This is a genomic window from Vibrio sp. 10N.222.49.C9 (genome assembly GCF_041474985.1).
GTDB classification, from domain to species: domain Bacteria; phylum Pseudomonadota; class Gammaproteobacteria; order Enterobacterales; family Vibrionaceae; genus Vibrio; species Vibrio crassostreae_C.
On the sequence record NZ_JBFRVD010000042.1, the window covers coordinates 1 to 25,720 of the forward strand.

Annotated in this window: 19 protein-coding genes and 1 pseudogene; 6 read left to right on the forward strand and 14 right to left on the reverse strand. The window is 44.6% G+C overall.

Translation table 11 applies throughout. The features are described 5' to 3' along the window. Positions 1-171: 171 nt before the first annotated feature. Positions 172-1,347, forward strand: a complete 1,176-nt coding sequence (locus AB4585_RS17635) for an MFS transporter (RefSeq protein WP_372154400.1) — start codon at positions 172-174, stop codon at positions 1,345-1,347. 213 nt (positions 1,348-1,560) lie between these two features. Here AB4585_RS17635 and AB4585_RS17640 read toward each other — a convergent pair whose 3' ends face one another. Both AB4585_RS17640 and AB4585_RS17645 read right to left on the reverse strand, forming a co-directional pair. Continuing rightward, on the reverse strand, positions 1,561-4,317 hold the full coding sequence (locus tag AB4585_RS17640) for an immune inhibitor A domain-containing protein (RefSeq protein ID WP_372170417.1): 2,757 nt from the start codon (positions 4,315-4,317) through the stop codon (positions 1,561-1,563). Between the two features lie 47 nt (positions 4,318-4,364). Next, positions 4,365-4,691, reverse strand: a complete 327-nt coding sequence (locus tag AB4585_RS17645; RefSeq protein WP_017064423.1) for a hypothetical protein — start codon at positions 4,689-4,691, stop codon at positions 4,365-4,367. Between the two features lie 409 nt (positions 4,692-5,100). On the opposite strand from AB4585_RS17645, the pseudogene AB4585_RS17650 reads away from it, so the two are divergent. Together AB4585_RS17650 and AB4585_RS17655 are read left to right on the forward strand one after the other, a co-directional pair. Further along, a pseudogene (locus AB4585_RS17650) lies at positions 5,101-5,505 on the forward strand (Lrp/AsnC family transcriptional regulator); the annotation flags it as partial. Between the two features lie 165 nt (positions 5,506-5,670). Further along, the gene (locus AB4585_RS17655; protein ID WP_372170420.1) at positions 5,671-7,233 is read left to right on the forward strand and encodes a methyl-accepting chemotaxis protein; all 1,563 of its coding nucleotides are present in this window, start codon (positions 5,671-5,673) and stop codon (positions 7,231-7,233) included. A 108-nt stretch (positions 7,234-7,341) separates the two neighbouring features. Here the strand turns inward: AB4585_RS17655 and tkt are convergent, their stop codons facing one another. Continuing rightward, positions 7,342-9,333: a transketolase gene (tkt, locus tag AB4585_RS17660; RefSeq protein WP_372154396.1), complete on the reverse strand. Its 1,992-nt coding sequence runs from the start codon at positions 9,331-9,333 to the stop codon at positions 7,342-7,344. Positions 9,334-9,420: 87 nt separating this feature from the next. After that, complete coding sequence (tal, locus tag AB4585_RS17665; RefSeq protein ID WP_009845571.1) at positions 9,421-10,371, reverse strand: transaldolase; 951 nt, start codon at positions 10,369-10,371, stop codon at positions 9,421-9,423. 459 nt (positions 10,372-10,830) lie between these two features. Between tal and AB4585_RS17670 the strand changes: the two genes are divergently transcribed. Further along, positions 10,831-11,835: a sugar-binding transcriptional regulator gene (locus AB4585_RS17670; protein ID WP_017064428.1), complete on the forward strand. Its 1,005-nt coding sequence runs from the start codon at positions 10,831-10,833 to the stop codon at positions 11,833-11,835. A gap of 172 nt (positions 11,836-12,007) precedes the next feature. Continuing rightward, complete coding sequence (locus tag AB4585_RS17675) at positions 12,008-13,378, forward strand: glycoside hydrolase family 18 protein (RefSeq protein ID WP_170962816.1); 1,371 nt, start codon at positions 12,008-12,010, stop codon at positions 13,376-13,378. 91 nt (positions 13,379-13,469) lie between these two features. On the opposite strand, the gene AB4585_RS17680 is transcribed toward AB4585_RS17675, so the two are convergent. From AB4585_RS17680 to moeA, 7 genes are all read right to left on the reverse strand, one after another. Next, positions 13,470-15,764: a bifunctional diguanylate cyclase/phosphodiesterase gene (locus tag AB4585_RS17680; RefSeq protein WP_102333910.1), complete on the reverse strand. Its 2,295-nt coding sequence runs from the start codon at positions 15,762-15,764 to the stop codon at positions 13,470-13,472. Positions 15,765-16,149: 385 nt separating this feature from the next. Further along, positions 16,150-16,998, reverse strand: coding sequence for a sulfurtransferase (locus AB4585_RS17685; RefSeq protein ID WP_017065718.1), 849 nt, complete (start codon positions 16,996-16,998; stop codon positions 16,150-16,152). Between the two features lie 123 nt (positions 16,999-17,121). After that, the gene (locus AB4585_RS17690; protein WP_017061706.1) at positions 17,122-17,436 is read right to left on the reverse strand and encodes a hypothetical protein; all 315 of its coding nucleotides are present in this window, start codon (positions 17,434-17,436) and stop codon (positions 17,122-17,124) included. Positions 17,437-17,642: 206 nt separating this feature from the next. Next, positions 17,643-18,278: a hypothetical protein gene (locus AB4585_RS17695; RefSeq protein WP_017064433.1), complete on the reverse strand. Its 636-nt coding sequence runs from the start codon at positions 18,276-18,278 to the stop codon at positions 17,643-17,645. 11 nt (positions 18,279-18,289) lie between these two features. Continuing rightward, entirely contained in the window at positions 18,290-20,425 is a 2,136-nt protein-coding gene (locus AB4585_RS17700) for an LruC domain-containing protein (RefSeq protein ID WP_372170424.1), read from the reverse strand. A 255-nt stretch (positions 20,426-20,680) separates the two neighbouring features. Then, complete coding sequence (moeB, locus tag AB4585_RS17705) at positions 20,681-21,430, reverse strand: molybdopterin-synthase adenylyltransferase MoeB (protein WP_372050988.1); 750 nt, start codon at positions 21,428-21,430, stop codon at positions 20,681-20,683. Between the two features lie 12 nt (positions 21,431-21,442). Then, positions 21,443-22,678 (reverse strand): molybdopterin molybdotransferase MoeA, encoded by a 1,236-nt coding sequence (gene moeA, locus AB4585_RS17710; RefSeq protein WP_017064436.1) that lies wholly within the window; start codon positions 22,676-22,678, stop codon positions 21,443-21,445. Between the two features lie 215 nt (positions 22,679-22,893). Here moeA and folE point away from each other — a divergent pair, with 215 nt between their 5' ends. After that, the gene (gene folE / locus AB4585_RS17715; RefSeq protein WP_017061725.1) at positions 22,894-23,547 is read left to right on the forward strand and encodes a GTP cyclohydrolase I FolE; all 654 of its coding nucleotides are present in this window, start codon (positions 22,894-22,896) and stop codon (positions 23,545-23,547) included. 302 nt (positions 23,548-23,849) lie between these two features. Here the strand turns inward: folE and AB4585_RS17720 are convergent, their stop codons facing one another. The 3 genes from AB4585_RS17720 to AB4585_RS17730 form a co-directional block, all read right to left on the reverse strand. After that, the gene (locus AB4585_RS17720) at positions 23,850-24,503 is read right to left on the reverse strand and encodes a hypothetical protein (RefSeq protein WP_372170427.1); all 654 of its coding nucleotides are present in this window, start codon (positions 24,501-24,503) and stop codon (positions 23,850-23,852) included. Continuing rightward, entirely contained in the window at positions 24,496-25,035 is a 540-nt protein-coding gene (locus tag AB4585_RS17725; protein WP_017061727.1) for a YaeQ family protein, read from the reverse strand. The genes AB4585_RS17720 and AB4585_RS17725 overlap by 8 nt, the downstream gene beginning before the upstream one ends. 182 nt (positions 25,036-25,217) lie before the next feature. Further along, a complete protein-coding gene (locus tag AB4585_RS17730; protein WP_372170429.1) occupies positions 25,218-25,502 on the reverse strand; it encodes a hypothetical protein in 285 nt (94 codons plus the stop codon). Positions 25,503-25,720: the final 218 nt, after the last annotated feature.

Consider the following 25,720-nt stretch of genomic DNA (forward strand, 5'->3'; position numbering starts at 1 on the left):
CTTAAGATCCTGTCTATGAAGTAACGCTAATCAAAGTCATGTGGTGGTAGCACTTTATATTGGTCTATTGGTCTATTGGTCGCTTTGTAGAGTTGCTATGAGTAACAAAGTGTTGCGACTTTGTTGAATTTTTGGTCTATTGACCAACTGTGCTCATATTTAGGAACGAAGATGAATAGAAATGTTTGGCTGCTCTCACTGTGTCAGGCCTTGTTGATGACGGGTAACATATTACTGATCTCTGTGATTGGTTTGATCGGTAAGCAGATTGCACCCAGTGTCAGCATGATCACCTTGCCGGTTGCACTGCAGTTTTTGGGTCTAATGGCAGCCACTATTCCTGCATCTTTAATTTCAGGCAAGTTAGGGAGAAAGAGAGGATTTAGCATTGGTAATGTGGTTGGCATTACAGGAGCTAGTCTTGCCACCTACGCACTGTCTCAGCAAAATTTCTATCTGTTTTGTTTCGCTACGTTCTTACTTGGGATAGGCATAGGTTTTGGCACGCTTTATCGTTTTGCTGCAATCGAGGTGTGTGATGAAAATGCACGTCATCGAGCGATCTCTATCTCGATGGCTGGTGGCGTTTTAGCCGCGGTATTAGGGCCAAATTTGGCGATTATGTCGCAACAGTGGTCGCAAGATGGCTTGTACATTGGTGCTTTTGCTTCTTTGATTGGATTGAACATTCTTGCGTTACTCATCTTACAAACAATTCAGTTTCCAAAAGTCTCTTTTAATAGTCAGGCACCTAAATCCGATCCTCTCAGTGTGATAGTAAAAGCGCCTAACTTTATTGGCGCAGTGTTTGCTGCCATGGTCGCTTATGCGGTGATGAATATCCTGATGACAGCAACGCCATTGGCAATGATTGGTTGTGGCTTTGACTTTACCAAAGCAGCGGGCGTCATTGAGTGGCACGTATTGGGGATGTTTGTTCCTGCATTCTTTACTGGTTCACTTATCGAGAAGTTTGGCTCAAGAATGATGATCTTAGCGGGTGGGGTGCTGTTCGTTGTCTGTATCGCGATTAACATTCATGGCGAATCTATTTGGCACTTCAGAGCGGCTCTAGTTGTGCTTGGTGTCGGGTGGAACTTCATGTTTATCGCGGCAACAGGTTTGTTTAGTCAGTCCTACCAATCGCAGAATAAAGCTAAGGCACAAGCGTTTAATGAATTTATTGTCTTTGGCTGTGTGACGATTACAGCGATGCTCTCTGGCTGGCTAGAATCGACAGCAGGGTGGCAGAACCTCAATATCTACGTAATACCATTCGTGTTAGCTGTTATCTTGCTGTTCGCATTCAGTGCTCGTAAATCGCGTATTCAAAAGCAGCCTGTGTAATGGCTCATCGAATGGTGGTTCAGTAAATTTGTTACTGTGATTAAAACCCTAGTATCTCGAACTGCGACCAATAAAAAGCCCTACCAAATCGGTAGGGCCTTTGCTTACGGCTTAAATAATAACGTTTTCTTAAAACTGCTGTCGTGGCTTATATCCTGTGACAACAGTACTTAAGCTTGTGTTGTAAATACGCATGACAGAGCCAGCGATGATTTACAGGTCGACCAAAATTGTCTTAGTGGTAATCCCACCTTGGTCATCGATTATCTTCAGTGTCACCTCGTGCTTTCCGTATGAAGGGAAGATTGACGTGAATGTGCGACCTCGTTTCACCTTTCCGTTTGGAAGTGTCCACTCGGTATCAACAATACGACCATCGCTGTCTGAACTTGTAGACCACATGGTTACCCAGCGGCCCAAGTGAATGTACTTCGCGCTCGCTTCTGGAAGGGCGTTTGGAGATTCAACACTCACTACGGAGCTAAATGAAGCGGTAGCGCCTTTGTCGTCGACAACAGTCAAGTTCACCGTGTATTCGCCCGCTTGCTCGTAAGACCAAGTTGGTGCCACTTCGTTACTTGTTGTGCCGTTCCCAAAGTCCCATAGGTAACGGGCGATCTCACCGTCTTGGTCTGAGCTGAAGTTGTTTGCAGAAACAGTCAGACCAGTCACATTAAGCTCGAAGTTCGCAGTAGGAACGATGTTGTGTTGGCTTACTTTAGATAAGCGAACCACACCGTATTCGTTGTTATCACTCTGATTCACAATATCGACCGCTAAACCAAACTCCGTCAGGATGCGTCCTGAATCTGGTGCTTGAGGCGATGTGTAATCTTGGTCATCCGAGAAGCTAGCATTGCCAACCAAACTGGTATCTTCGAGTACATCGTTGTCGCTGTTTACAAGACGCATTGGAGTATGATCTTTGAGTGAAAACGCTGCGTCTCGAACTTGGTAGCGTGTTTGAGCCGCTTCACCAGAGTTTGCCCACACCATTGCATTTTGGTCTGCATCGACCACGCCTAACCAACCTTCACCAGGGTGTTTACCTACCCAGTTGTCGGTTAGTGATTCGTCGACGTACCAAATGATCAAGCCAGGGTCGAATGACATCAGTTGTCCCATGCGTTTGATGTTCGCTAGGCCTTCATCAACATCCATGTGGCTGCGCCATTGCAATAGATAGTAGTGCTGCGCTTGATGGAATCCATTACTCAGCTTGTAACCATTAAGGGCGAAGGTGGAGTTGCTTTCACCATCGTCTATTGAGGTCACTTCACCATCGACAACAACAGCAAGGTTATCTAAATAGAAGCCTTCCATTGCTAAGCCGCCATCGGTGATGTATTCAAAAGACAGTTCCACTTCTTGGCCTGCCCATTGTGAAACGTCGAACTCAGCGTCGACCCATCCGCCAGATTCGCCGCCAATAGCAGGAACGAGGTCCGTGTTGTATGGATCGTCCATTGAGGTAATGTTTCCTGCAATGGCTTGTCCGTTGATTAGCACGCGCGCAAAGTCGTAGTCTTTTTCAATCTCATACCAAGTTTTGAAAGACAGCAGTGCAGAATCACCCGCTGGGATCATCAACTTGCGAGTCATACTGTTTTTCAGATCATCGCCTTTTTGAGAGTGGAATGAATACTCGCCCTCAAAGGGTTTCAGACTTTCAATCTGCTTTTCAGGAAGATCCACTTTGATCATGTTAGGACGACTGTTATCCGTTGTTTGGAACAGCGTATACACTTGTGGATTGTCTTCTAGGTCATCAATCGAGAGCTGATCATCGTTAACCCAACGTCCGCCAATCGATTTCTGTAGGAAGTGTTTTGCCCAAGAGCTGAATGCCGTTGGTTGTGTACCACCAATTTGACCAGCCCAACTGCCCGAAGACATGATTGACCAGTAAGAAACCGGTTCGCCTCTGCCTGTGTATTGCGTGTCATACTCGTCTGGTAAGCCTAAATCATGGCCATATTCGTGGGCACAAACACCTGCAGCCGCATCAATCGGTTGAATGGTGTAATCGAACGCCGCGTATTGGCCACCAAATCGATCTGGAAGCGAGCTAGAAGTACCTTCCAGTACATGAGTGCGACCAAGGTTGAATCGGTGAGACCAAATCGCATCAGGGCCTAACACGCCACCACCGGCTTCTTCGCCTACCGATGCATGAAACACCATCAGGTGGTCAATCATACCATCGGGTTCGCGGAAATTTCCGTCACCGTCGTAATCGTAACGATCTTCGATGTCGTAATCGGCAAGGTTGATACTCGGATCTTGAGCCAGTTGATTCAGCGCTTCACGAACCAGTTCTTGGGCGTTTAGGTCGTTGTCGGTGGTAGGGGAGTTGCCACCATAGAATGACGCAGGCTTAGAGGCGCGATACCAACCTGCCGCTTGACCTGAAACGCTGTAACTGTCGCCTGATTCGCTTTGGTAATATTGGCGCATCGAGATTAGGTTTTCGCCATTTGGCCCTGTGTAGCCAGAATTTGAAAACAACAACTCTTGATAATGTTCAGGGTTGTAGCTCTCGTAGAGCATCTGCGTGTGCTCTTCGGTCAACTTGTTGTCATCCCAGTTCAAATCAGGGAAATCGACCAATAGAGCGAGTACTTTATCGGTGCGCTTGGTGCCGACTTCTAAAGCAAAGACACTCGCTTTTTTAACGCCAGACCCTTTTTCTATGGCTTTGAGTATTTTTGCGCGTTGCTCAAGTGCTTTTTTTCCGAATTGAGCATCGCCTTTGAAACCGGAATTGATTTTATTTTTCAAGTAACGGTCAAGCGCATCGCGCTTTGCCGCATCGGTTGCATCTTGGTCGACTAAGCCTTGTCTAACTAGCATTTCAATGAGTTTGTCTTCATTAACTACGCCTAAATCAATAGGTGTTTTTGCATAACCACTGACGCTAAATAGAGTAAGCATTGCTGAAGCCAACAATGTTTTTCTCATCATTTTCATTATATTTCCTTTTTATATTTCCATGTCGATATCAGTATCAACTTGCCTTATTCGGATCTGTTGTCCGAGTTTGGCCTAATACACTCTTGTGGTGTCTTATTTAACTGACGTGTGTTTGTTGTATGTTTTTTACCTTCTATCTCTTTTGTATTGGTTGTCTCTTTTCTATTTTTTGAATCAAACGGGGTGCTCTTCACTTTTTTAGCGTTGAGATAGATACGCAAAGCTTCTTGATTTTCCTCATAGGTTAAGCCTGAACAGATAACACCTTGTTTTATCAATGACTTCAACAATAGTTCGTCGTTCTCAATAGTGGAAGCCTGTGACAGTGAGGAAAAAATTAGAACCATTAAAGCCATTGTTTTGTGTGACATTATCATATCAAGCCATCAGTTTTGATTATGTAACAAAATATATTTATAAAATTTACCAATCAAATGGATAATTATTACAATTAATTATTCGTTCCGGTTTCAACATTTAGAGTTAATATAAAATAAGGAGTGCTATTTATTCTATTGTCAGTTATTTAATGGGTTTTGTTGAATGAATAGTTGATAGTTTGGATGTTTAATAACATTGATTAGGTCGTGGTTATTATTCTGGAGGGCGCTTTATACAAGGCGTTGGGTTCTAACTAATAAGATAATTTTTTATTATCGGTGTTTTAAAATACGCATGTAATAACTGAGTCATTAGTAAATACCCATGCTCAAATTATTTTTACTCAAAATATCAATAATTAGAGTATTGAGAGTAACTTTCAGTGTTTCAATGACGTGAAATTTAACAATAGCAGAGTTGGTCGGGTTGTCACCGCCTGCTTGCTTAAAGCGAGTGAAACGGCTGAGAGAAGAGGGCGTGATTGTCGGTGGTGTGTCCATCATTAATCCAGAACTGACCGGCAGTAAGATGACTTTGGTTGTGTCCGTGGAAATGGAGCGTGATCGAGGGGATATTTACCAAATCTTTCGCCATTCTATTTCAAAGGCAGAAGAGGTCACGCAGTGCTATCAGATATCAGGCAGCTTTGATTTCATGCTGATTGTGACGGTCAAAGACATTCAAGCCTACGAAGACTTTGTGGAGCGAGTACTACGCAAAGATCTGAATATTCGTAAATTCCATACCTCTGTCTCAATGAGAACCGTGAAATTTACCACTGCCGTAAACTTAGATGAGTCGTGACTGTTGGCATGAGAAGATAGTGAAGATATTAGCTTTGTGAGGTACTTAGCTAATATTTGTATAAATAGCAGGCATTTACACAAAATGTGACGTTCACATTTTGTCATAACTTTAATAATTGTATATATTCCTCGCCTAAAATAATAATTAACCTAAGTTAATATAATGACTGTCAGCTCATCTACTCAATATCGTGAAACGCTTCTCAGCGAAAACGAACAACTTGTCTCTACCACTGATTTAAAAGGCGTGATTACGTACAGTAATGATGCTTTTTGTCGCATAGCGGAATACAGCCAACAAGAATTGCTAGGGCAACACCACAATATCGTAAGGCATAACGATATGCCGAAAGCCGCTTTTGCTGATATGTGGGTTAACCTAAAGCAAGGTAAAGCGTGGCGCGGTATCGTAAAAAATAAAACCCAATCCGGTGGTTACTACTGGGTTGATGCTTACGTTACCCCTATTTACGATGGCGGAAAGGTGAGTGGCTATCAGTCTGTTCGTGTTAAGCCGAAAAACGAATGGGTACAAGTCGCGGATAAGGCTTACCAAAGCTTATTGAAAGCAGAGACGTCGGGTCGTCAATGGTCGTTACAGATCAGTGACAGTGTTCGTTATGCGGTGTTGTTAGGCTCTTTGGCTGCGCCGTTAATTTCAAACCTCGTTGAAGTAGGGCAAATGTCGCGATGGTTACTAAGCTTACTTCCTGTTTCTGCGTTGGCACTCTTATTCAGACAAGAGCTTGTTGATACGCCTTTACAGCTTAAAAAGTTGCAGTCGAAATTCGATAGTGTGAGTCGTCTCGTCTACTCTGGTAATAGTAAGTTCTCTATCGCCGATTTCCATTTGAAGTTGCTATCTGCTCGAATCAGAACAGTGTTAGGCCGTATGACTGATTCAGCTAAGCCGTTACAAGATTTAGCCGACAATCTTAACGCGACTTCTTATCAAGTTTCAGATGCTTTAGATCAACAGACTAAGGACATTCTTCAAGTACGAGAGGCGACTGAAGAGGTTGAAGTCACCGCCAATGAGGTCTCTTCTCGCACAGAAGAAGCGCATAAGATTGTTGATGTGACTTTGCAAACCTGTGCTGGCGCTAAAGAAAGCATTAATCAAACTCATCAAAACTTAGAGAGCCTAGCTTCTCAGGCTGAAAAGGCGACTCAAACGACTTACCAACTGAGCGATCAAGCGCAGAGCGTAAGCAAGATAATGGAAGAGATTGGTGGAATCGCCGAACAAACCAACTTGTTGGCCCTGAACGCTGCGATTGAAGCGGCGAGAGCGGGCGAGCAAGGACGAGGCTTTGCCGTTGTTGCCGACGAAGTCCGTGCATTGTCGGGTCGAACCTCAAAGGCTACGGTTCAGATCAAAGAGAGCATCGATACCATGCTAACGACGATTGAAGGGTGGCAAAAAGATATTCTGGCGAACCGTAAGCAAACGGACGCATGTGGTGATGTTGCGAAGGTGAGTGCAGAGCGCTTGTCGGAAGTCGAAAACCTAATGCAATCCATGAATGAACTCATGCAGTCTGTTGAAAGTTCTGCTCATAAGCAACGTGAGCTGTCGAGTGAAGTCAATCTGCATATGCAGTCTATCGCCTCGACCGCAGAACAAAACTTAGTGGCAACGCATTCTGTGAAAGACCACTCCACAGAGCTAAAAGAACGAGTCAATGAGTTCTACCAACTGGCAAAGCGTTTCGAAGAAAAATAGCCGTTAGATTTAATCCGAATGAGAGAAAAGACAAAAAAAGCCCCGCATTTTCATGCGGGGCTTTCTGTATGCATCAACCCATTGAAGGGCGAGACAATGTATTTAAGATTAAGCTAGAAGCTCTTTCGCTGTGTTTACTACGTTTTCAGTAGTGAAACCGAACATCTTGAATAGCTCACCTGCTGGTGCAGATTCGCCGAACGTTGTCATACCGATGATCTTGCCACCGAAACCAACGTACTTGTACCAGAAGTCAGCGATGCCAGCTTCTACAGCGATACGTGCCGTTACGTCAGATGGAAGTACAGACTCACGGTACTGCGCGTCTTGTTTGTCGAACGCATCAGTAGCAGGCATAGAAACTACGCGTACTTTCTTACCTTCAGCCGTTAGCTCAGCAGCAGCGTTAACCGCTAGCTCAACTTCAGAACCCGTTGCGATAAGGATAAGCTCTGGCTTGCCTTCACAATCTTTCAGGATGTAACCACCCTTAGCGATGTTTGCTACTTGCTCAGCGTCACGATCTTGTTGTGCAAGGTTTTGACGAGAGAAGATAAGTGCAGAAGGACCATCTTTACGCTCGATTGCTAGTTTCCAAGCAACAGCAGACTCAACTTGGTCACATGGACGCCATGTGCTCATGTTTGGCGTTAGACGTAGAGAAGCGATCTGTTCAACCGGTTGGTGAGTAGGACCATCTTCGCCTAAGCCGATAGAGTCGTGCGTGTAAACTTGGATGTTCTGAACTTTCATCAGAGCAGCCATACGCATAGCGTTACGAGCGTATTCCATGAACATTAGGAACGTTGCGCCGTATGGTACGAAACCACCGTGCAGAGCGATACCGTTCATGATAGCCGTCATACCGAATTCACGTACACCGTAGTGGATGTAGTTACCAGAGAAGTCAGTTGCTTCAAGAGACTTAGAACCCGACCACATAGTTAGGTTAGAAGGCGCAAGGTCAGCCGAGCCGCCCATGAATTCAGGTAGCATAGCACCGAACGCTTCTAGAGCATTTTGAGATGCTTTACGTGATGCGATGTTTGCTGGGTTAGCTTGAAGATCAGCGATGATTGCCGATGCTTTCTCTTCCCACTCAGCTGGTAGGTCACCGTTTACGCGGCGTTTAAATTCTGCTGCCAGCTCAGGGTATGCTGCTTCATAAGCTGCAAGTTTCTCGTTCCACGCTGCTTCCTTAGCTGCGCCTGCTTCTTTCGCATCCCACTCTGAGTAAACTTCCGACGGAATTTCAAAAGGACCGTGCTCCCAACCTAATTCTTTACGTGTTGCTGCAATTTCTTCAGCGCCTAGTGGAGCACCGTGACAGTCGTGCGTACCTGCTTTGTTTGGAGAACCAAAGCCAATCACTGTTTTAGTGCAGATTAGAGTAGGGCGAGGGTCTGCTTTAGCCGCTTCAATCGCTGCGTTGATAGCGTCAGAATCGTGACCATCTACCGCTGGGATTACGTGCCAGCCGTAAGCTTCGAAACGCTTAGGTGTATCGTCAGAGAACCAACCTTCAACTTCGCCATCGATAGAGATACCGTTGTCATCCCAGAAAGCAACCAGCTTACCAAGACCAAGCGTACCTGCTAGAGAACATGCTTCGTGAGAAATACCTTCCATCAGACAGCCATCACCCATGAATGCATAAGTGTAGTGGTCTACGATGTCGTGGCCTTCTTTGTTGAACTGTGCTGCTAGCGCTTTCTCTGCCATTGCCATACCAACAGCGTTGGTGATGCCTTGACCTAGAGGGCCTGTAGTCGTTTCGATGCCTGGTGCGTAGCCGTACTCTGGGTGACCTGGAGTCTTAGAATGCAGTTGACGGAAGTTTTTAAGATCTTCAATTGAAAGCTCGTAACCTGCTAGGTGAAGCAGAGAGTAAATCAGCATTGAGCCGTGGCCGTTAGACAGGATAAAACGGTCGCGGTCAGCCCACTCTGGGTTTGCTGGGTTATGGTTTAGGTGAGAGCGCCAAAGTACTTCAGCGATGTCTGCCATACCCATAGGTGCGCCTGGGTGACCAGAGTTTGCTTGTTGTACGCCGTCCATGCTTAGAGCACGAATAGCGTTAGCTAGATGTTTGCGATTCATAAGAACTTCCGAATAAAAATTAAGAAAAACAAAATTGATAAAAGTAGGGGAACTGAACGTTCCCCTATTTGAATTTGGTAAGAGTGATTACAGCTTAGCTGCGATCATGTCTTCTAGTTTGCCTTGGTCAACGGCGAAGTTGCGGATGCCTTCAGCCAGTTTCTCAACAGCCATTGCATCTTGGTTGTGGTCCCATAGGAACTCAGCGTGAGTCATCGCTGCTGGACGCTCTTTAGTACCGTTAGAGTCGATAAGCTTCTCTACTACTTCGCCTTCTGCTGCTTCTAGGTCTGCTAGAAGTTGAGGAGCGATAGTTAGACGGTCACAACCAGCAAGTTCAAGGATCTCGCCGATGTTACGGAAGCTTGCGCCCATAACAACAGTTTTGTAGCCGTGGTCTTTGTAGTAGTTGTAGATATCTGAAACAGAGATTACGCCTGGATCTTCTGAAGCTTCGAAATCACGACCTTCTTTCGCTTTGTACCAGTCCATGATGCGACCAACGAAAGGAGAGATTAGGAATACGCCAGCTTCAGCACAAGCGCGAGCTTGAGCGAAAGAGAATAGAAGCGTTAGGTTACAGTTGATGCCTTCTTTCTCTAGGATTTCAGCAGCACGGATGCCTTCCCAAGTAGAAGCCAGTTTGATAAGGATGCGGTCGTTAGTGATACCAGCGTCGTTGTACATTTTGATAAGTTGACGAGCTTTAGCAACGCTGCCTTCCATGTCGTAAGAAAGACGAGCATCTACTTCAGTAGAGATACGGCCAGGTACAACTTTTAGGATTTCTTTACCGATGTTCACGTTAAGCATGTCGCAAGTATCTTGAACTTGCTGTGCTTTATCACCGCTTTGCGCTTTTGCGTATTCGATAGAAGCATCGATTAGAGGAGCGTACTCAGCAATTTGAGCAGCTTTAAGAATTAGAGATGGGTTAGTTGTTGCATCTTCAGGAGTGTACTTGCTGATAGCTTCGATATCGCCAGTGTCAGCTACAACAGTTGTTAGTTTACGAAGTTGCTCTAATTTATTGCTCATTTTGATCATCCTATGTATCGCATAACACCTCATTAATGGGAGAGGTGTGGGCATTTGCAAGCTAACTAATGAAGTTCTCAATGGTTGTACCAGTGAGCCAAACTTACATTAATTTAAATTTTTCTCCGAACGAACATTTGCACAGAACATTTGATCGCTCGATGAGTAAATGATGTAGCCATATTTATCCGATCTAGCCCCAAAGTCAACGGTAAATAGTACTGTATGGTGACTTCAGTCAAATATATTTCGCTCTAGTAATCATGGGCTATGCAAGCAAACGTTTAACGAGCAAAGTGAGGTGAATTAATCAACAACAAAATCATGGTTATGACTATGAGCAAATGTACCTTGCTGTTACATATGTTTGGGGTGTAAACTTGTGTATCACTTGCTTAAGCATCGAACATTTGTTCTTCAAGCAGGTAAAATAATTGTTAAATATTGGTTGAGTGGTATATGAGTAAGAATATCCAAGATGTTTCCGAAGAAAACACTGATCTCCTCACTGAAGTAGCGGTTGCTTATTATCAAGATGGTGCCACGCAAGAAGAGATATCTAAAAAGTACTCTATCTCCCGTGCAAAGGTTGGTCGAATGCTCAAGCAAGCCCGAGATGAGGGCATTGTTGAGATCACCGTGAAATATCACCCCGTCTTTAGTGCGAAGATCGAGCAACGTTTGATCGAACGATTTGGTGTAAAGCGTGCGCTTGTGGCACTAGACCAACCAAATGAAGAGAAGCAGCGATTACAGGTTGCTGGTTTAGTGTCTAACTACCTTACCAGTACACTGAAAAACGGCATGGTAGTGACAGTAGGACAAGGGCGAAACGTATCGTCTGTTGCTCATCACACTGGCGTCATTACGCCACGAGACTGCAAATTCGTGTGTGGTATCGGCGGTATTCACCCAAGAGGCGGTATGTTTAATGCCGACCATATATGCAGGCAGTTAGCCAAAAAGTACGGTGGATCTTCTGAAACCTTATACGCGCCCGCTTATGCCGAGAATAAAGCGCAAAAAACCGCATTCATGGAAAACAGCACCGTTAAGCAGACCCTCGATCTCGCTCGAAAAGCCGATGTCGCTTTGGTCGGTATCGGTGATATGAGCGAAAACAGCTATATGGTCGACTTAGGCTGGTTTACCGCAGGTGAGGTCGTTCAATCTCGTTTATTACAAGGTGTCGTCGGTGACTTTGCGGGTTATGACTTTTTCGATGTTCACGGTAAAACAGCAAACACAGTAATGAGTGACCGTGTGATTGGTTTGGCCTTGGAAGAATTTCGCCCAATAGCGGAAGTCATTGCCATTGCAGCGGAGAACAGTAAGCCATTAGCTCTATTAGGCGCACTAAGAACCGGTGTGGTCGATGTGATAGCGACCAGCGTAAGTAATGCTTTGACGGTACTTAACTTGGACGAACAACTTAGCGTGAATAAACCATACGGCAGTGAATAGTAAGATATTTGTGCTTCGTTGAATTCACTATTTGAGTAATCATGGAAAATCCCCCTAATGAAACCAGTGCAATAAGGGGGATAACTATTAGACATGACTCGAATAGTGAATTTGTTCAGCGGTTGAAAGAATTATCACTCTTTAATGTTAAGCCACACTAAAGGAGATAATTATGAAACTGTCATTTATCACACACGCTATTTCTAGCAACAGTGACCAATCAAGTTCTATCTTTAAATCTATTTCTATCTTTGGGCTTAGCTCAATAGCCACGGCTTGTATGCTCACACCTACAGTACATGCCGATGATAAAGTCGTCGCAGGGTATTTTGCGGATTGGCAATATCTGAATAAAGACAACCCTTATACCGTTGACGACATACCTGCAGACAAGCTCTCACATATTATTTACGCCTTCTTGAGCATGTGTGGTCCTCATAGCGGTGCTGGTGAGCCCGTCCAAAAACAAATTCAGCAGCAATGTGCAGACAAACAACCATATACCGCGATTATTGTGGATAAAGAAGCTGCGTTAGAAGTCGATTTCGGAGACGTGGGTGTTGATGTCGCCTATAAAGGTCACTTTGCCCAGTTAGCTCAACTGAAGGCCGACAATCAAAATATCAAAATTTTGCCCTCATTTGGAGGGTGGACAATGTCTGAACCTTTCCATGCGATGGCGAAAGATCCTCAAGCCATTGCGCACTTTTCAAAAACTGCTGTTGAATTGATCCAAAAATACGACTTCTTTGATGGTATTGATCTTGATTGGGAATACCCAGGAGGCGGCGGCTTAACCACTTCGCCTTGGAACCCAGAGACGAAACTAACGGATGAGCAAAAAGCGCTAGAGCGTGAAGCTTTTACTCTTTTAGTAAAAACAATCAGAAGTGATTTGGACGCTCTATCAAAGACGACTCAAAGAGATTACGAGCTTTCAACGGCTGTCGGTGTTGGTGCTAAGGCAGCTCAAATTGACTGGAACGCAGCTAGCCCATATCTGACGAACATGTTTGCGATGACGTATGACTTCCTCGGAGGCTGGGGAACTCAAACAGGTCACACAACAAACTTACATGCCACCGAGCGTAGTTGGTGGGGAATGGGAGCTGATGTCTTCATTAATCAGATGATAGAGCAAGGTATTCCTAGCGAGAAGCTCGTGATCGGGGCGGCTTTTTATGGTCGAGGTTGGCAAGGGACAAAAGACTTTGCTGGAGAGCTGCCTAAAGGTGACCTAGTTTCTGAACAAGGGGCGCAGTTTGGTACCGGTGAAAACGGTTACTTCATGTTTTGGGATCTTATGAATAACTACAGCAGCAAACAAGGTTATGAGTATAAGTATGATGAGCAAGCTCAAGCACCTTATTTGTGGAACCCAGATAAAAAAGTATTCATATCTTTTGAAGATCAGCGTTCTATTAAAGCAAAGGCAGAATGGGCGAAGAAATCAGACCTAGGCGGCATTTTTACTTGGGAATTATCAGGAGATCCTTCCGGGCAGTTGATCGATGTTATGCATAGTGAAATGAATAAAAAGTGAAATGAATAAATAACTGAACAGAAAATACCTAGAAAATAAGGTAGGTGTTTAGCCGCCTACCTTATTTAGCTCGTCTATTTAACTCACGTTCTTAAACAGAACATTCCGCGTGCTCGGTCACTTTCTTGTTTAGGTGAGTAGCCAGCTCATCATAAGGAATAGGGCGAGAGAAGTAATAGCCTTGCATTAAGTCACATCCACATGCCTTTAGAATTGCGAAGTGTTCGTTTGATTCTACGCCTTCTGCTAATACCACCATGCCGAAGTTCTTACCGATTGCGATGATGTTTTGCACCATGGTGAGTGACTGCTGATCGACAGCAATGTTCTCAATAAAGCTCTTATCGATTTTAAGTTCATCGATAGGCAGTGCTTTCAACATACTTAGTGATGAATAACCTGTCCCGAAATCATCTAAAGAGATCTTTATATTCTTCTCTTTGAGGGCTTCAAAAGTCGGTTTCACCAAAGTCACATCTTCAATGAACAAGCTCTCGGTAATTTCTAGCGTTACACAGCTAGGAGAGAGTTGATACTTTTCTAGTGTCGCGAACAAGTGCTCAGAGAAGGATTGATGAGAAAACTGACGCACTGATATGTTGATCGACAGCCCGATTTTTTGTTCTGTTGTTCGGTGCAAGTGGGCGATCTGCATAATGCTGGACTCAATAATAAAAGTCCCCAGTTTTTGCATTAAACCCGTGTTCTCTGCTATCGGTATAAAGACATCTGGCGGAACAAAACCCAATTCCTCATCAATCCAGCGCACGAGTGCTTCTACACCATGAATACTTTCATTTGCACGAACCAGCGGTTGGAAAACCATGAACAGCGTTTGTTTCTCGATAGCGATGCGTAGCCTTTGTTCTACTTTCATTTTGTAGAGATGAGCATCTTGCATTTCCGTTGTGAAAATACTGTACGAGTTTTGCTGCTGTTTCGCTTTGTACATTGAAATATCGGCAGAACGTAACAGGCTATCCAGATCTTTTCCGTGTTCTGGGAAACGCGCTACGCCGATGCTGCAACCTAACAAAAACTGAGCGCTTTCAACTTCATAAGGTTGAGAAAGCACTTCAATAATGCGCTTGGCGAGTCGTTTAATTTCAGCTTCATTCGACAAGGGCGTCAAGAACAAAAACTCATCACTGGATTCACGTACCAATAGGCTGAGGCGAGATCGGAACCTCATCAAACGCAAAGCGATCTGTTTGAGAACCTTATCTCCAAAGTCATGCCCGTGGGTGTCATTGACGCATTTAAAGTTATCGATATCGATAAACAACAGCGAAAACGGCTCTGACTCATCGTCAATCCATTTACCAATGTTTCTACGCATGTACAAACGGTTTGGCAGAGAGGTTAAAGGGTCATGGTTCGCCTGATAAATGAGTTGGCTACGAGTCCGTTGTTCATTCTTGGCAATCGACTTAACCAAAAAGTAGAAACCAAACTGAAGAAAAATAAAGGCAACGAAAAGAATGCTGAACTCTTGTATGAATATACTATCGACGTGAGTTAGATCCGTACGTCCTACCACCCATAATTTGTAGTTTGGGATGTATTTCGCGCTCATCAAAGAGTGGTACTCTTCATCGTCGACGACAAAAGAATAGGTTTCTTGCCCATTCATCGCTTCTTGTACGCTAATTCCGAAGTGGTCGGTAAAGATACTTGCAATACGCTGTATGACATCTTTGCCGACTGGAGAGGAATAGGCACTCTCAGATTCAATATCACTTGAATAAAACTGGCGATAGCTGTCTTTTCTGATCAGGCTTAGTGTATTGAAACTTCCAGCGTGAGCATTATTTTCAAATACGATCGTTGCGTCTAATCGTAGCCCTGCGGTCATTACTGCATCGGTTTTCTTGCCATCGATCGAAATGGATTTTCTCAGCGGGATGACTAAGCTATTCAACGAATCTTGAAAATAGGTACGGCCAAGCACCATGCTACTGCTTGATAGGGCGTCTAGGAAGGAGCCTCTGGTTGGCGCGTATTGCAGCAAGTTCCTTTGATTCGCAAGTTCGAGATTTGAGCTAATCGAGAGGTAATCACCGTCGGTGTTCAACAAGCCAAACGCTGCTATCGCAGGGTGGGTCTCAAGTAGCTTGTCTAATATTGGCCTAATCTGGATAGATGCAGTACGTGTGAAATCAGACTGTTGAGCCAGTTGATGGCCAACCACTTCTAACAAGGCTTCTTGACTGGTCAGCAGCGAGTTGACGGAGCTAGAAAAAAGCTCAACCTGAATGTGTTGCTGCTCTATGAAGTCGTCTCTGTTTGCTTTCCAGTTTGTTATTCCCAACGCGGCGAAAAGTATCAGGGTCAGTAGTACGACAAACGCGTACAGCGACCAGATATTTTGCTTAAATAGAGCCATGAGATGCCTTTGTTGGTTACTACTTTTAACAGACTGCAAGTGACAAACTATTGGGTTGTCAGCGCGATTCATGCAACGAAAAATACAAACATCAATGATGAAAGTATTAATGATTAAATAGTGTAACGACTACGAGCAGAGATTCTTGAGTGAAAAATTAGTATTCATAACGTCGATAACGATTAGTTTATGATTAATCACGAATTATGGTTAGCAAGTTGATGTGGGTTACAAATCAAACGGCGTGAATCGAGTCTTGGTCTCAAATGAACATAGCGTTGACTGCGACATAGAGGCTTACTTCATGAGACGTGGGGCCATCATTATCAGTAAGCTCTTTATGCATGCGCAGTATATTATAATAGTTGCATTGAGCGAAGTTGAATTACTTTTTAGTCACGGCGATAGGGAGTTTGTCGTTAGCACCCCATTCCGTCCATGAACCATCGTAAACACCCATTTCACCGTTATAGCCAGCGAGTTTAGCGGCTAATAATATGATGCAAGCTGTTACGCCAGAGCCACAGCTAAAGAACATAGGTTGAGAAGGCGTTAATTCTAGCGTTGAAAAGATATCAATAAGCTCTTCTTGGGACTTTAACTTGCCGTTTTTGAGTACTTGGGCAAATGGTAGGCAAATAGAATTCGGTATATGGCCACTACGCAAGCCTTCACGTGGTTCAGGAACTTCTGAATCGAAACGAGCTTGAGAACGAGCATCTACAATGTTTGCGCTCTTGTCAGTTGAGTAACCTTCAATCTGCTGAGCACTGACAAAGTAGTTGTCTTGAATATGGCCTTCAAAATTGCCCGCTTTTACTTCGGTGCGATAGTCAGTCTCGGTCGCGTAACCGGCTTCGATCCAAGCTGGCAAACCGCCATCTAAGATGAATACGTCGTTGTGTCCCATTGCCATAAACATCCACCACGCACGAGGAGAAGCGAAGGTTCCGGAGTTATCGTAAACCACAATCGTACTGTCTTGATTGATGCCAATTTCTTTTGCGCGAGTGTTGAAGTGTTTTTCGCTCGGAAACATGTGAGGAAGCAGAGTGTGCTTGTTACAAAAGTCTTTGTCGTAGTCAAAACGAATAGCACCAGGAATCATTTGTCCTTTGATCTTTTCTGACTCGCTTGGAATTTGAAACTCGATGCTGGCGTCGAGGATGATGATATTGTCTTCTGCTAGCAAACGTTGTTGAAGTTGTTGTGGTGAAATGAGTGGCTGATTCATTATTGTTATATCCATTCTTGTTGTTTTAGCGATTCTTACTGTTTTAGCGAATACAGTGGTAGAGCGATTACTGTTGCTTTTGCGAATACAGTTGCTTTACGAATACCGTTGTTGCATCGATGGCTATTGTGCAGCTCGACAGTGGATGAACTGATAACTGCTTTGTCCGGTTATTTGATTGTTTAATGTATCAAGCGCGACCACAGAATCAATAGGGCAGTCTGTGGTAGGAGCAATCGAGAGCCGAAATACGTCATTATCTTTTGTCTGAACCGTCAGATAACGCCTGTGCCCATCTAAGGATTGAGTAAGCGTGTTCGAAATTACTTTGGCTTGAATACGTTGCCCCGTCTCTGATGTTAGCGGGAAATAGGCAAGGGCAACTAACACGCCTACGCCACACATTAAGATAAATAGACCTATTTTTAACTGTTTCATGAGAGTAAGTCTTTGAAGGTTATGTTGAAAATATAAGTGAGGTTGGTGGTAAAGTGAATGCTACTCGCTAAGAAAGCTGAATTAACTGCTCTTCGACGAAAATAAAAAAGTGAGCATTTCTGCTCACTTCCTACTTACAAACAATTCATTTTGACTCTGTTTCGTCAGAGATCTCGCTAACGACAAGTTACCTGCTGTTAAACAATTTACTGCCAGACAATCTGAGAGTCGCCGCTAGAAACCACTTGTTGTAATGGAGGTTGACCATCGTAAAACCAAATCTCTATCAAGAGTGCGTCATGGTTTACTGGTGCTGCAAAGTTGGAGGCGAACACACCGTTATCTAGTGGGCCCGCAATGACCTTGCTGGAGTAATCCGGCTTCAAGGTTGAGTCATCTCTTGTACTAAAGCGGCTATAAACGGTCACAAAAGAACGGTCTGTCGAAATGCTGCTGATGTCAATGTTGAGATCAAACTGTTCAACAGAGTTGTAGTCAAATCCATCAGGTACCACCAAATCACTCATCGTATAGCTCTGCGCTGCTACCGCACTTGTCGCGGGAGACGGCGAAGGCGTTGCTGTTACCGGAGTCGTTGCTGTTACCGGATTCGACGGAGTTGCAGGTGTCGAGGGTGTAGATGGTGATGCCGTAGATGTACTTCCGCCCCCACCGCCGCCGCCTCCACAGCCGGCTAATACTAATGGCGCTGCAGCTAAAATAACGGCTAGTGACTTCTTGATGTTCCAAGTGCTTTGTACAGACATACGTTTTTCCTCAAAGAGATTGCGACTTGAATCAACGCAATGATTGTCTCGATATTGTTTAGTGTGAATAGTCATAACGTCTCTCCTTATGGTTCGTAACGTTGGTTGTCTGCAGGTGATTGGTACCATGTTTGGTTCGTTTCACCGCCGGATTCTGCGTATTCTTTAAACTCTGGGTAAGCGGTAACAATATCGACGTACTCTAAAGGCCACTCCCATTCGTCATCCGAAGTCACTATTAGTGCCCAAGGGTGGTTTTCTACTGTTTTGAAGTATTTACCTGTTGATGGATTACTGTCATCGACGCCTAAACCAGCTTCAAAGAGGTTAGTGGTATCAAATGCTTCGGTTGGAGCTTGGTCTGGCAAGTGAACCTCCCAGCTGCGTCCTGGATGTAGAGGTAGGTTTTCACCATGATAATACCCAGGCGTTGCGAAGATGAACGGGTCGTAAGGCATATCGGTCCAGCTGCCAGTACTCACACCGTCACCGGCTAAAGTAATACCAATTTGGAACGAGAACTGCTCATCTTCTTTACATCCATTACTGGTGCGGTAGAAGGTACAGCCAGTGCTGATTTTTTCTGTCAGGTCATTGGCGATAACAAAGATTGCTTCGCTACGTCCATCTTCTAGGTCAAGGTCAGTGAATACGCCGTTGTGTTTCATGTAAGAGCTACCACTACTCACCAAGCTCGGGTCGAGGTTAGGAAGTCGAACAGCAAAACCATTTCTGTACGATGCCCCGACAGCAGCTAGGCGGCCGTCGATAGTGGACTTAACGACTTTTCCATCTTTAAGGATCTCAGTAATGCGATACATAAGAACAGCATCGTTCATGTCGTAGTCGGCTTTATAAGGCCAGTTATCTTCGTACGCGAGCGTTGCGTAGCCAGAAGCACTTGGGAAGTAACGAGCGGTGGCACCATCGTTAAGGACATCGACTTGAATATCGACCACCTCACCAGAGGTAGAACCGCCAAAGTAGCTCAGGTTGGTTTGTTGGCTGAATCTAAATCTAGCCCACGTAGTACCGGTCAATGCGTTGATATCAACATTAAGGAACAGATCGTTTTCACCAGCATCGAGCGCGTAATCTGTAAACACTTGCTCGTTGGCGCCATCGAAGCTGCCATCTTGGTTCCAGTCTATCCAAGCTGAAAGGTAACCGGTTGTTGAAGCTTCAATGACTACTTTTGAATCAAGCCCTGCTTCAAGTGCAGTTACAAAACCGATACCACCGTTGGCCCATTCATCGTCCACTCCAACGGTTTCGTCTGATTGTGGTGTGACATAACCATCCAAATCCGCATCTGGAGGTGTTGTACCTAACCATGTGATGCCATCAAGTTCATGTCGAGGGCCATTACTTGCGAGAAGAGTCAGGTAGCTATCTGGCGCGTCACCGAAGTCGATGTTTGAATCTTCATCTACAACAGGCGCGTTCGCACAACGAGCGCCATCATTTTGACCAGAAGCTGGGCCATTCGATACAAATTCAACCGCCGGAACAATCCCAGCAGCGATATTGGTCGCGTTGTCTGGAGACAGATTGATACGGTAAATTTTACCGTCTTGGTTTCGAGATACGTAGTAGTAGCCGTTTACATCGAAATAACCTGCGCCAAATGTCCCTGTTTCTCCAGTGTCACCAATGTAGGTTTCTGCGCCTGTAGTGGGGTTGAAGCTGTACAAGCCACCCGAGTTATTGTCGATACCATATAAAGAGCCATCACTTGGATGGAAAGCAAAATCAGTCAGTTTTACAGTTGCAGGGCTGCCTGCGATTTTGTTGACCGTGACGGTCGCATTCGGATCAGAGTCTAAAGGAGAGAGGTCAACAGTAAATAGTCCCTTACCTGTACGATACAAGTAGTAAACATGGTCATAGACGTCGCCGACATAGAAAGTGTGATCGGTTGGTAAGCCACTGGTATTGATAACTTCTGCTTGGAAGTCTTGACCAAGACGCACTAAACGTTTGTTGGTGGTGTCATAGCCATAAATATATCTGTCTTGAAAGTCGAAACCGACACCATTTATATTGGCATTCATACCCGTATCGTCTTCTAACAGTGTGGTTGAACCTGTTACTAGGTTTACACCCCAAACTTCAACGGGTTTCGACTGAAAGAGGTATGCTTGACTAGGGCAGGTATCGAATGGCGCTGCGTTGGCGACTAGAGGGGCACTTAATAGCAAACTTAACGTTGTAATTCTCATATCTACATCCTTGTGATGGAAGGTATAAATATAGTTACAAGTTATGTGCCAAATTTAACGCGTTGATTTTTAACGATTATATTTTGTGGTGCTGATTTTTTTATTGTATTCTCAAAATGAGAACTCAAATGAAACTAATCTCTCATAGAGTATTTCAAATTGATAAAGCGAGTTGAGATGCTGACGTTGAGATATAAAAAAGCCCCAACATATAGTCAAGGCTTAAGTTTTCGATAAGAGGGGATATGATTTAGCTTATCCACACACCGAACAATTAGGCATCTTCATTAAATTCATTTCACGCCAGCTGTGAGACATGGCATCGAGAATCAAAAGCTTGCCTTGCTTTGGTTGTCCAAACCCGGCAATAACCTTGATAGCTTCCAAAGCCTGAGCCGCGCCAACCATGCCAACAACAGGTGCCATCACACCGGCTTCAACACAGCTTAGAGCAGCGTTGCCGAATAGAGCGCTCAAGCACTGGTAGCAAGGTGCATTTTCATCTTGATAAGTGAATACGCTAATCTGACCTTCCATGCGAATCGCAGCGCCCGATACAAGTGGCGTTTTTGAGGCGTAACACAAACGGTTAAGTTGATTGCGCGTTTCAACGTTGTCGCTGGCATCAAGTACTAACGAATGCGCTTCAATGAGCTTTGCTAGTGCCTCGTCATCAAGTCTGTGGTCGACCGTTTCAACTCTAAGGTGTGGGTTTAACACCTGTAATGATTCAGCGGCTGAAACGACTTTCTTCTTACCAATATCAGCATCGGTGTGAAGCACTTGTCGTTGCAAGTTTGAAAGCTCGACAACATCGTCGTCGATCAGCATTAGCTTACCAATACCCGCAGTCGCAAGGTATTGAGCAGAGGCACAGCCTAAACCACCCGCACCTAACACCAAAATCGAGCTCTGTTTCAGCGCTTCTTGACCCTCAAAATCAAACTGCTTGAGAATGATCTGGCGGTTATAGCGAAGCATCTCTGCGTCAGACAGTATTTCCATCAGCAAGCCTCGTTAGTAAAGCGTGGAGTTAAACAGTTGAATCTGAACCGTTTCACCGACTTCAACACGGCCACGTTCGCGCTCTAGTACCACAAAGCAGTTTGCTAAGCTCATTGAGCGGAAAGCGCCAGAGCTTTGGTTACCTGTTGTTTCTACTACAAACTTACCGTTTTCAATCGAGTAAATACCACGTTGATAATCAGTACGGCCTGGGCCTTTTTTGAATGCAGATTTAGTGATCGCAGGAATCGATTCTGGTGCTGTCCACGCAGTGTGACCGGCAAGTTTAGCCAGCATAGGTTGAACTAACACGTACATGGTCATCATTGCTGACACTGGGTTACCCGGTAGGCCACAGAACCAAGCGTTGTCTAGCTCACCAAATGCGAATGGTTTACCTGGTTTGATTGCTAGTTTCCAAAAGCCGATTTCGCCAAGCTCTTCAAGAATGTCTTTGGTGTAATCAGCTTCGCCGACACTTACGCCACCAGAGGTGACAACTACGTCTGCCAGTTCTTGTGCTTTTACAAAGGTTTCTTTAAGCGTTGCAGGGCAATCAGGAATAATACCTAGGTCAATCGCTTCACAACCAAACGCTTCAATCAGCGGTTTAATGCCGTAGCGGTTGCTGTCGTAGATCTGACCGTCTTCAAGCGGTTGGCCTAATGGCTTGAGCTCATCGCCAGTAGAGAAGAAAGCGACTTTAGGCTTGTGTACCACAGTTACATGGCTCACACCGAGCGAAGCAATCATTGGAATGTCACGAGGTGTTAAACGTTCGCCACGGCTAAGAACGATATCGCCTTGTTTGATGTCGTCACCAGTAGGGCGAATGTTATTGTTTAGCTTGATGTCGTCTTGTTGAATCTCAATGCCAGCGTCAGTTTCAGCCGTGTTTTCTTGCATGATTACGGCGTCACAACCTTCCGGGATCTTTGCGCCAGTCATAATGCGAATACAGGTGTTTGCAGGCCATTCACCTTCAAATGGTTGACCTGCAAAGGACTTGCCCGCTAAAGGCAGCACTTTACCGTTCTCTAGGTCTGCTAAGCGCAGTGCATAGCCGTCCATTGCTGAGTTATCAAAAGGAGGTACGAAAATAGGGGATAGAATATCTTCAGCAAGTACGTAACCCAATGCTTCTGCCAATGGCAGTGATAAGGTCGTTCGAATAGGTTGAATTGGCGATAGCAGCTTATCTAGTGCTTCTTCAATTGGCATCAAGCCCGGAGCGTCGCAACAGCCCATAATTGAAATCCTTTGATCGTTATTGTTTTGATTTTGTGGTTGGCAATGGTGGTTAAATAATGATCAGAACACCTGGTTCGCCAACGAAATTCTAGCCACTCTAGCACAGTTTAAGCCCCGTAAATAATGACCTCCCTTAAAATATGGGTGTATTTATTCAAAATTCCGAGTATCCTTGTTTGCCATCCAGAAGGGGTAATAAAAGAGGAAGTTCAATGTCAGGTCTTAGCGAATCAGCGAAGTTGGTTAAAGATGCGCTAGCAAGCCGTGGTTTAGAGACACCAATGAGTCCAAACCAGGTTAGCCGAGAAGAGAAAAAGGAACGAATCGAACACCATATGCGTGAGATTCTCACTCTCCTTGAACTTGATCTTACGGACGATAGTCTGGAAGAAACACCGCAACGTATTGCTAAAATGTACGTGGATGAAATTTTCTCTGGTTTGGATTACGCCAATTTCCCTAAAATTACGGTAATCGAAAACAAGATGGGCGTTCGTGAGATGGTACGAGTAAAAGACATTACCGTGACCAGTACTTGTGAGCACCACTTAGTGACGATTGATGGTAAGACTGCGGTCGCTTATATCCCTCGTGGGAAAATCATCGGCCTTTCAAAGATTAACCGTATTGTTCGATTCTTTGCTCAGCGCCCACAAGTTCAAGAGCGTATGACGCAGCAGATCCTTGTTGCACTGCAAACGCTACTCGAAACTGATGACGTTGCTGTAACCATGGATGCGGTTCACTACTGCGTGAAATCACGCGGTGTAATGGACGCGACTAGCGAAACGACAACAACAGCTCTGGGCGGTATCTTCAGATCAAACCCAGCAACGCGCCACGAATTCTTACACGGCCTGCGTTAATACGTTTCGTTATTGGATGCACGTGATTTAGCCTTTGTAAATTGAAGTTCGTTGAAAATATTCTAAGCCTCGCTTTATGCGGGGCTTTTTTACGCCTGCAATGAAGTCAACTGTAATGGCTGAGAATGCTGTTATTCCCTAAAGTGAAGAATGAGCGACTTATTCACTTTCGCCATTCCCTAAAGTGAGGAATGAACGTAATAGGGAATCTGTTGCGGCCAAGCAGAAAAAGCACGCTCTATATCTTAACGTTTGTTGAAAGCATATAGAGCGTAACTAGAATCAGTCGCTGGTGGGAGTGCTTAAGAAAGGTTAAACAAACGCTTTAAGTGGTGAACAATACCTGATGGCTTGTTCTCGGCTTGATAGATGTTCAAACCATCGTAAAAACTGGCCATGAACTCTACGCGAATCTCATCATCACTGCTTCTCGATATACGAGACAATAGCGTAGCGGCTACAGCTGCGTGATCATTGGCTAGGCTGTAATCCATTCCTAGTCGTCCTTGAATGAACAACCACAAATGCGTGACTAGTTTTAACTGTTGAGCGTTAGAGTTTTGAAACTTGTCACTGTGCTTAGTGCCCACAGTATTATCGAATACATTTTGCATCGTCTCATTCGCTTCTTTATAGCTTTCAAAGCGATAGCTTGCATCGATATGTTCCTTGGTTAGCAAGCCAAGCAACGTCTGACGTGCAGAGTTCTCCGGCTTGTTCTCGCAAGCGTGTTTAAACAAAGCGTGGTTTTCATCAATAAATGACGACAGCTCTTTCTCGTAGCCTGTCGAGAGCGCTTTGACTGAACCTAAACCTGCTTCTTTTAAACACTGGTGAAGCTTGGTTCTAGCTTGTTGTTTGGCTTTGATTTCTTGCTGCGCGTCGGCTTGCTGCTTGGCTTCTTCTTGCAGGCTAGCTTCTGTTTGCGAACTATTCGGGGTTGGACGCTCAGTCATTACTCTGTAGCTCTTCCCACGTTACTTCTGCCGATTGAGTATCGCTGTTAATGAAAGCAGAGTTACCCGTCAGCATGACTGAAAGATCCATCGTACGTTGTGTCATCGCTGCTAGCTGCTCAATACCATCGTTGTCTAGACGAACGATCTGAGCTTTTAGGTAGCCGAATTTACCTTTGTTCTGCTCCCACCAAACGTTTGATTTAGTGTTGAAGCTGAATACGCGTACTGATTTAGATAGGCGAGTTGCCTTCTTAACACGCTCTGGATCAGGTTCGCCTACATCAACCCATTCTAGGATTTGATCGTCTAACGACTTCTGCCATAAATCGGGTTCTTCAATGCTAGACAACCCTTTAGTGAACTCAAGTTCAGGAGACGCATTGATACAGAAAGCCATGATTCGAGCCATCATTCGCTGTTCTGTTTCAGAAGGGTGTTGTGCAACCGTTAGATTGAAAGAGTCGTAATAGTCGCGATTCATATCGGTTAAAGAGATACGAAACTTGTAGATTGTGGGTTTTAGAGCCATGTGATGTAAGGGTTCCAATCGGATGAGGTGTACTATAGGTGTACCAATGAGTTTTTTGAAATCACAGCCTATAGGTAAGTTGTGCCTAGTATAAACGAAGTGGGGCAGTTAGCTAGCAAGATGGGGGGTTTTGGTACACCCCAATTATTTTAAGCACTTATGATGGACTAACAAGAAAGGGATCACATGACAGTAAGGTGTACTTCGTCAATCAAGTCTTGGGCTGAAAGTAGCACTTCTGATTCTTCGGTACTTAGTGGCGCGTTTGCTTGCTGCAGCGCGTACAAGTAATCGAATTTTACGAAGAAGTCGTAGAGTAACGGAGTGATGTTGCTATTGGTTGCGTTTATATATTGCTCTAGTGTTTCGTTTGAACAGTATGCCCCTTCATCGCCACCTAGTGCATTGACAATAGACACACGAACGAAATGGAAAAACGGTTCTAATTCTGGTGGGTTAACGACCATTTTTGCTCCCTTTACTAATGCTAAGCCGTTATTTAAATGGATAAGGGCTTTTGTTTGAGCAAGTTACATTACCGCCACTAGGAGGCATCTAAATTGAAAGGAATACTTTTGAGGTGAAAATGTACCCCATCAGGGGACTGGAAAAAATCTTGCCAGTGATTTTGCTAAATCAGTGAAACATGAATAACTTCAGGTATTACCAATCAAGTTGTGGGTAG

Bases quoted from the DNA above. Each gene is read 5' to 3' on its own strand.
- AB4585_RS17635 (WP_372154400.1), top strand. From the start codon at position 172: ATGAATAGAAATGTTTGGCTGCTCTCACTGTGTCAGGCCTTGTTGATG.
- AB4585_RS17640 (WP_372170417.1), bottom strand. From the start codon at position 4,317: ATGAAAATGATGAGAAAAACATTGTTGGCTTCAGCAATGCTTACTCTA.
- AB4585_RS17645 (WP_017064423.1), bottom strand. From the start codon at position 4,691: ATGTCACACAAAACAATGGCTTTAATGGTTCTAATTTTTTCCTCACTG.
- AB4585_RS17655 (WP_372170420.1), top strand. From the start codon at position 5,671: ATGACTGTCAGCTCATCTACTCAATATCGTGAAACGCTTCTCAGCGAA.
- tkt (WP_372154396.1), bottom strand. From the start codon at position 9,333: ATGAATCGCAAACATCTAGCTAACGCTATTCGTGCTCTAAGCATGGAC.
- tal (WP_009845571.1), bottom strand. From the start codon at position 10,371: ATGAGCAATAAATTAGAGCAACTTCGTAAACTAACAACTGTTGTAGCT.
- AB4585_RS17670 (WP_017064428.1), top strand. From the start codon at position 10,831: ATGAGTAAGAATATCCAAGATGTTTCCGAAGAAAACACTGATCTCCTC.
- AB4585_RS17675 (WP_170962816.1), top strand. From the start codon at position 12,008: ATGAAACTGTCATTTATCACACACGCTATTTCTAGCAACAGTGACCAA.
- AB4585_RS17680 (WP_102333910.1), bottom strand. From the start codon at position 15,764: ATGGCTCTATTTAAGCAAAATATCTGGTCGCTGTACGCGTTTGTCGTA.
- AB4585_RS17685 (WP_017065718.1), bottom strand. From the start codon at position 16,998: ATGAATCAGCCACTCATTTCACCACAACAACTTCAACAACGTTTGCTA.
- AB4585_RS17690 (WP_017061706.1), bottom strand. From the start codon at position 17,436: ATGAAACAGTTAAAAATAGGTCTATTTATCTTAATGTGTGGCGTAGGC.
- AB4585_RS17695 (WP_017064433.1), bottom strand. From the start codon at position 18,278: ATGACTATTCACACTAAACAATATCGAGACAATCATTGCGTTGATTCA.
- AB4585_RS17700 (WP_372170424.1), bottom strand. From the start codon at position 20,425: ATGAGAATTACAACGTTAAGTTTGCTATTAAGTGCCCCTCTAGTCGCC.
- moeB (WP_372050988.1), bottom strand. From the start codon at position 21,430: ATGGAAATACTGTCTGACGCAGAGATGCTTCGCTATAACCGCCAGATC.
- moeA (WP_017064436.1), bottom strand. From the start codon at position 22,678: ATGGGCTGTTGCGACGCTCCGGGCTTGATGCCAATTGAAGAAGCACTA.
- folE (WP_017061725.1), top strand. From the start codon at position 22,894: ATGTCAGGTCTTAGCGAATCAGCGAAGTTGGTTAAAGATGCGCTAGCA.
- AB4585_RS17720 (WP_372170427.1), bottom strand. From the start codon at position 24,503: ATGACTGAGCGTCCAACCCCGAATAGTTCGCAAACAGAAGCTAGCCTG.
- AB4585_RS17725 (WP_017061727.1), bottom strand. From the start codon at position 25,035: ATGGCTCTAAAACCCACAATCTACAAGTTTCGTATCTCTTTAACCGAT.
- AB4585_RS17730 (WP_372170429.1), bottom strand. From the start codon at position 25,502: ATGGTCGTTAACCCACCAGAATTAGAACCGTTTTTCCATTTCGTTCGT.